This is a genomic window from Hydrogenophaga sp. (assembly GCF_041633695.1).
In the GTDB taxonomy this organism is placed as follows: domain Bacteria; phylum Pseudomonadota; class Gammaproteobacteria; order Burkholderiales; family Burkholderiaceae_C; genus Hydrogenophaga.
In genome coordinates this window covers 1-4,966 of the sequence record NZ_JBFJMY010000318.1, presented here as the reverse complement: position 1 = coordinate 4,966, position 4,966 = coordinate 1, and the positions used below count along the sequence as shown (strand labels likewise).

Annotated in this window: 4 protein-coding genes; all 4 read right to left on the bottom strand. The window is 65.6% G+C overall.

Going from position 1 to position 4,966, the window contains the following annotated elements; translation table 11 throughout:
- Nucleotides 1-670, bottom strand: a 670-nt coding sequence (locus ABYB95_RS16930) for a carboxyl transferase domain-containing protein (protein WP_372659729.1), incomplete at its 3' end; no start/stop codon positions are given.
- Nucleotides 671-675: 5 nt separating this feature from the next.
- The gene (locus tag ABYB95_RS16925; protein WP_008905478.1) at nucleotides 676-1,629 is read right to left on the bottom strand and encodes a hydroxymethylglutaryl-CoA lyase; all 954 of its coding nucleotides are present in this window, start codon (nucleotides 1,627-1,629) and stop codon (nucleotides 676-678) included.
- Between the two features lie 18 nt (nucleotides 1,630-1,647).
- Nucleotides 1,648-3,645 carry a biotin carboxylase N-terminal domain-containing protein gene (locus ABYB95_RS16920; RefSeq protein ID WP_372659728.1) on the bottom strand — a complete coding sequence of 666 codons (1,998 nt, stop codon included), beginning with the start codon at nucleotides 3,643-3,645 and terminating at the stop codon, nucleotides 1,648-1,650.
- 66 nt (nucleotides 3,646-3,711) lie between these two features.
- On the bottom strand, nucleotides 3,712-4,966 hold a 1,255-nt coding region (locus ABYB95_RS16915; RefSeq protein WP_372659727.1), incomplete at its 5' end, for an acyl-CoA carboxylase subunit beta.

Sequence of the window (4,966 nt, the reverse complement as noted above, 5' to 3'; positions counted from 1 at the left end):
TGATCGCGATCTTGACGATGGACGGGCCACCCAGATGAATGCGTGCGTTACCGCGCACCATCACCACTTCGTCCGACAGCGCGGGAATGTAGGCGCCGCCCGCGGTGCAACCGCCGAACACGGCCGAGAGCTGCGGCAGGCCGGCCTGCGACATGCGGCACTGGCGGTGGAAGCTGTTGCCGAAGTAGTCCTTGTCGGGAAACACGCGGTCCTGCTCCGGCAGAAAGGCACCGCCGCAGTCCACCAGGTACAGGCAGGGCAGTCGCAGGCGCTCGGCGATTTCCTGCGCCCGCACGTGTTTCTTGACGGTTTCATGGAAGAACGAGCCGCCCTTGACGGTGGCGTCGTTGGCGATGAACATGCACGGCCGCCCGGCCACCATGCCGACGCCGGTGACGATGCCCGCACCCGGCACCTCGTTGCCATACTGATCCCAGGCCGCCAGCGGCGAGAGTTCCAAGAAGGCGCTGCCGTCATCGACGATGAAGTCGATGCGCTCGCGCACCAGCAGCTTGCCGCGCGCGTGGTGGCGCCCGATGTGCGCATCACGCCCGCCAGTGGCCACCCCGGACAGGCGTGTGCGCAAGGTCTCGACCTGGGTGCGGCCGTGCGCCAGCGCCTGGTGGTAGGAATCGCTGCGGGTGTCGATACGGCTTTCTAGGGATGTCATCTGTGTCATCTTTTCATTGCAGCGAGCGAGCCGCTGTGCATCACATGGCCTGACAGGGAGCGGCCGATGATGCGTTCGGCCAGCCGCGCCGCCTCGATCAGCGCCTCCAGGTCGATCCCGGTCTCGATGCCCAGTTCCTCGCACATGAAGACCATGTCTTCGGTGCAGATATTGCCGGCCGCGCCACCGTGCGTGTGGCCCGCAAACGGACAGCCGCCCAGACCGGCGACCGAACTGTCGAACAGCCGCACGCCCATTTGCAGGGCGGCATAAACGTTGGCACCGCCGACGCCGCGCGTGTCGTGCAGGTGCAGGCCAATCTGCGCCTCCGGTACGATCGCGCGCACCGCGCCGACGCGGCGCTTGATCTCCTCGGGATGGGCCCAGCCCATGGTGTCGGCCAGGTAGACCACCGGCAGCGGCACACGCCGGTCGGCGCAGGCATCGACCAGCCAGCGGACCTGATCGGTCAGGACCGACAGCGGCACGGCACCACCGAGATTGCAGCCAAAGGCCGTGATCACGTAGGCCTTTTCCACCGGAATGCCCAGGGCGATGTAGCGGTCCAGCCAGCCGAGCTGGCGTTCACGCATCTCGGCCACGCTGCAGTTGTTGTTGCGCTGCGAAAACGGCTCGGTGGTGTAGAACATCAGCTTGCCGTCCAGGTCCACCTGTTCGCAGGCGCGCGCACGCTCGAAGCCGTTGTCGTTGAGCCAGAGCGCCGTGTAGCGGGTGCCAGGGCGCTTGGTGATGGCGGCAAACAACTCGGATGCGTCGACCATCTGCGGCACCGCGCGCGGACTGACGAAGGACGCCACCTGGATCTGCTTCAGGCCCGAGGCGCTCAAAGCATCAATCAGCGCGGCGCGATCCGCCAGCGGATAGGTTTTTGGCTCCATCTGGAAGCCCTCGCGCGGGCCTTCCTCATGGAACTCGACGGAGGTAGGTAAGTTGCTCATCGCTGACTTCTCTTTCCATCAGGAGGGGCTGACTTCGGCGAGCACCTGGTGGCGCTCGACCATGTCGCCGACCCGGCAGCGCAGGCTGCTCAAGCTACCTTCGAACGGCGCCGTAACGTGCAGCTCCATCTTCATCGATTCAAGCACGATCACGGTCTGCCCGATAGCGACCATCTCGCCGACCGCCGCTTTGACCGCCACCACCTTGCCCATCATCGGCGCGCCCAGCTGGCCGCTGGCGCCGGCGTCACCGGCGTCCCCTCCCAGATAGGGTTGCGCCATGAACACGCCGCTGCCCAGCGCGCTGGCGAGCTCGACCTGCCGCGCATCGCCCCGGATCGTCAGCTCCAGCGCCCGCCCGCCGCACTGCAACAGGGAGCGCCCGGCCGCGAGCGGCTGCAGCGAGGCGTTCACCTCCTGCTCGCCAATGACCAGAGAGCAGGCGCCCTGAGCGTCGCACCTCGAAAACCGCACCGGCCACTCGGCCGCGCCGGCCTTCAACACCAGGACCGGCTGGGGTGCGGCCTGAATCGGCCCACTGCGCAGGCGCCAGCCTGTGAAACCGTCCCCCAGGGTCCAGCAGCCCAATGCGGGCGACTCGGCACGCCGTTGCGCCAGCCAGTGCAACGCGGCCGCAGCCAGGTGCTCAAGCGGCGGCGGGGCGGGCGCCACCACGCCGCGCTGCGCGTGGCGCTCGTCGATCAGGCGGGTGTGAAAGGTGGCATCGCGGGTCTCTGGCCATTCCAGCAGTTCATGCAGGAATTCCAGGTTGGTGACCAGGCCGATCACCGTGCTTTCGCGCAATCCGGCCACCAGCGCCCGGCGCGCCGACTCGCGGTCAGGCCCGTGCGCGATGAGCTTGGCGATCATCGAGTCGTAGTGCGGCGAGATCTCGTCGCCACTGTCCACCCCGGACTCGATGCGCACGCCAGCGCGCGAAAAATCGACCACCTGCAGCCGCCCGGTGGCCGGTAAAAAGCCCGCATCGGCGTCTTCCGCGCACAGCCGGGCCTCAAAGGCGTGACCGATGCAGCGCACGTCGGCCTGCGTCAGGGGCAAGGTACCGGTGTCGGCAATGCGCAGTTGCAGTTCGACCAGATCGAGGCCTGTGACTTCTTCGGTCACCGGGTGCTCGACTTGCAGCCGCGGATTGACTTCCAGGAAGTAATGTTCCTCGCCCGTGACGACAAACTCCACCGTGCCCAGGCCGCGGTAGTTCACGCCAGAAGCCAGCTTGACCGCGTCGGCCAGGATGGCTTCTCGCAGGCGCGGGCTGAGACCGCTGGACGGCGCTTCTTCGATCACTTTTTGATGGCGCCGCTGCAAGGTGCACTCGCGCTCGAACAGGTGGATGGCGTGGCCCTGGCCATCACCGGCTACCTGCACCTCCAGGTGGCGCACCTGCGGCAGGTAGCGCTCGACGATCAGTTCGCCGTTGCCGAAGGCTTTTTCGGCCTCACGCATGGCACTCTCGATGCGCGACTCCAGCCCCTCCAGCGTCTCGACCACCGCCATGCCACGGCCACCGCCACCAGCCACGGCCTTGAGCAGCACGGGCAGCTTCATACCGCGCACCAGATTCAACACCTCGGCTGGGTCGGTCATGCCGCTTTCGCTGCCGGGAATGACCGGCACGCCGAGACGGGCTGCCTCGCGCTTGGCACTGGCTTTGCCGCCGACGCGCTCGATGGTGTCGGCCCGGGGTCCAATGAAGGTCAAGCCAGCCGCATCCAGTGCGCGCACAAAGGCCGGATTTTCCGAGACAAAACCATAGCCCGGATGAACGGCGTCGGCGCCCACACGCCGGGCCGCCGCGATGATGGCATCGATGTTCAGATAACTCTCGCTGGGCGCTGCACCCCCGAGTTCGACCGATTCACCGATCTCACGCACATGGCGGGCAAACCGGTCGGCACTGGAGTGCACGGTGGCCACTTCCAGGCCGAGCTTGCGGCAGGTGCGGGCAATGCGGCAGGCGATCTCGCCGCGGTTAGCAATGAGGACTTTCTTAAGCATGCCCAACTCCTGCGGCGAAGTGGGTCATCAAGACGGTGTGGATGCGTTGCATGGCTGGCGTCCTGGTTAAAAACGGAAGACACCGAACGGCGTCGGTTTGGCGGCAGTACGGGATGCGAGGTCGAGCAGCAGTCCCATGGCGTCGCGTGTCTCCACCGGATCGATGATGTCGTCCACCCACAAATTCGAGGAGAAGTTCGCAGCAGGCTGGAAGTCTTCGTAAATCTTGCGTACCGGCGCCTTGAACGCCTCTTCTTCCTCGGGCGTCCACTCTTTTCCCTCGGTCTTGTTGATCTGTCTGCGCACCAGTGCCATCACCGTGGCGGCCTGATCCGGACCCATGATGGCCGCGCGGCCGGTCGGCCAAGCAAACATCGCGGTCGGGTTGAACGGGCGGCCACACATCGCCAGGTAACCTGCACCGTAAGAGGCGCCCATGATGATGGTGTACTTGGGCACGTTGGCCGAGGCCATCGCCGTGATCATCTTGGCCCCGGCTTTGGCAATGCCAGCCTGCTCGGCGGCGCGCCCGACCATGAAGCCGGTCACGTCGGCCATGAACAGCAGAGGGATGTCTCGCTGGCAGCACAGATCGATGAAGTGCGCCGCCTTCATCGCGCTTTCCGGGAACAGCACGCCCTGGTTGGCCAGGATGCCAACCTCGTGGCCATGGATGCGAGCAAAGCCGGTCAGCAGGGTGTCGCCGTACATCGGCTTGAATTCCTGGAATCGGCTGTCATCGACGAAACGCGCCAGAATCTCGCGCGTGTCGGTCGGGATTTTGGTGTCGCGGCTGATGATGCCGTAAATCTCGCGCGGATCGAAGCGCGGAGGCACCGACGGCTGACGCGTCCAGCGTGGCTTGGGCTGCTCACCCAGGTCCCGTACGATTTCACGCGTGATGGCCAGCGCGTGGCGGTCATCTTCGGCAATATGATCAGTGACACCGCTGACGCTGCAGTGCATCTTGGCGCCGCCCAGCGACTCTGCATCCACCGTCTCGCCGGTGGCGGCAAAGGTCAACTCGGGGCCACCGAGGTACATATAGCCTTGTTCCTTGACAATCACCGCCTCGTCGCACAGCGCCGGGATGTAGGCGCCACCCGCCGTGCAAGGCCCCATCACCACGGCAATCTGCTGGATACCCTCGGCCGACATGCGTACCTGGTTGTTGAAAATGCTGCCGAACTGCCCCACATCGGGAAAGATGTTGGCCATCTCAGGCAGGAAGGCGCCACCGCTGTCCACCAGCGTGATGCAGGGCAAGCGGTGTGCCCAAGCAATTTGCTGCGCCCGCACATGCTTCTTGCAGGTCATGCCG

Bases quoted from the DNA above. Each gene is read 5' to 3' on its own strand.
- ABYB95_RS16925 (WP_008905478.1), bottom strand. From the start codon at position 1,629: ATGAGCAACTTACCTACCTCCGTCGAGTTCCATGAGGAAGGCCCGCGC.
- ABYB95_RS16920 (WP_372659728.1), bottom strand. From the start codon at position 3,645: ATGCTTAAGAAAGTCCTCATTGCTAACCGCGGCGAGATCGCCTGCCGC.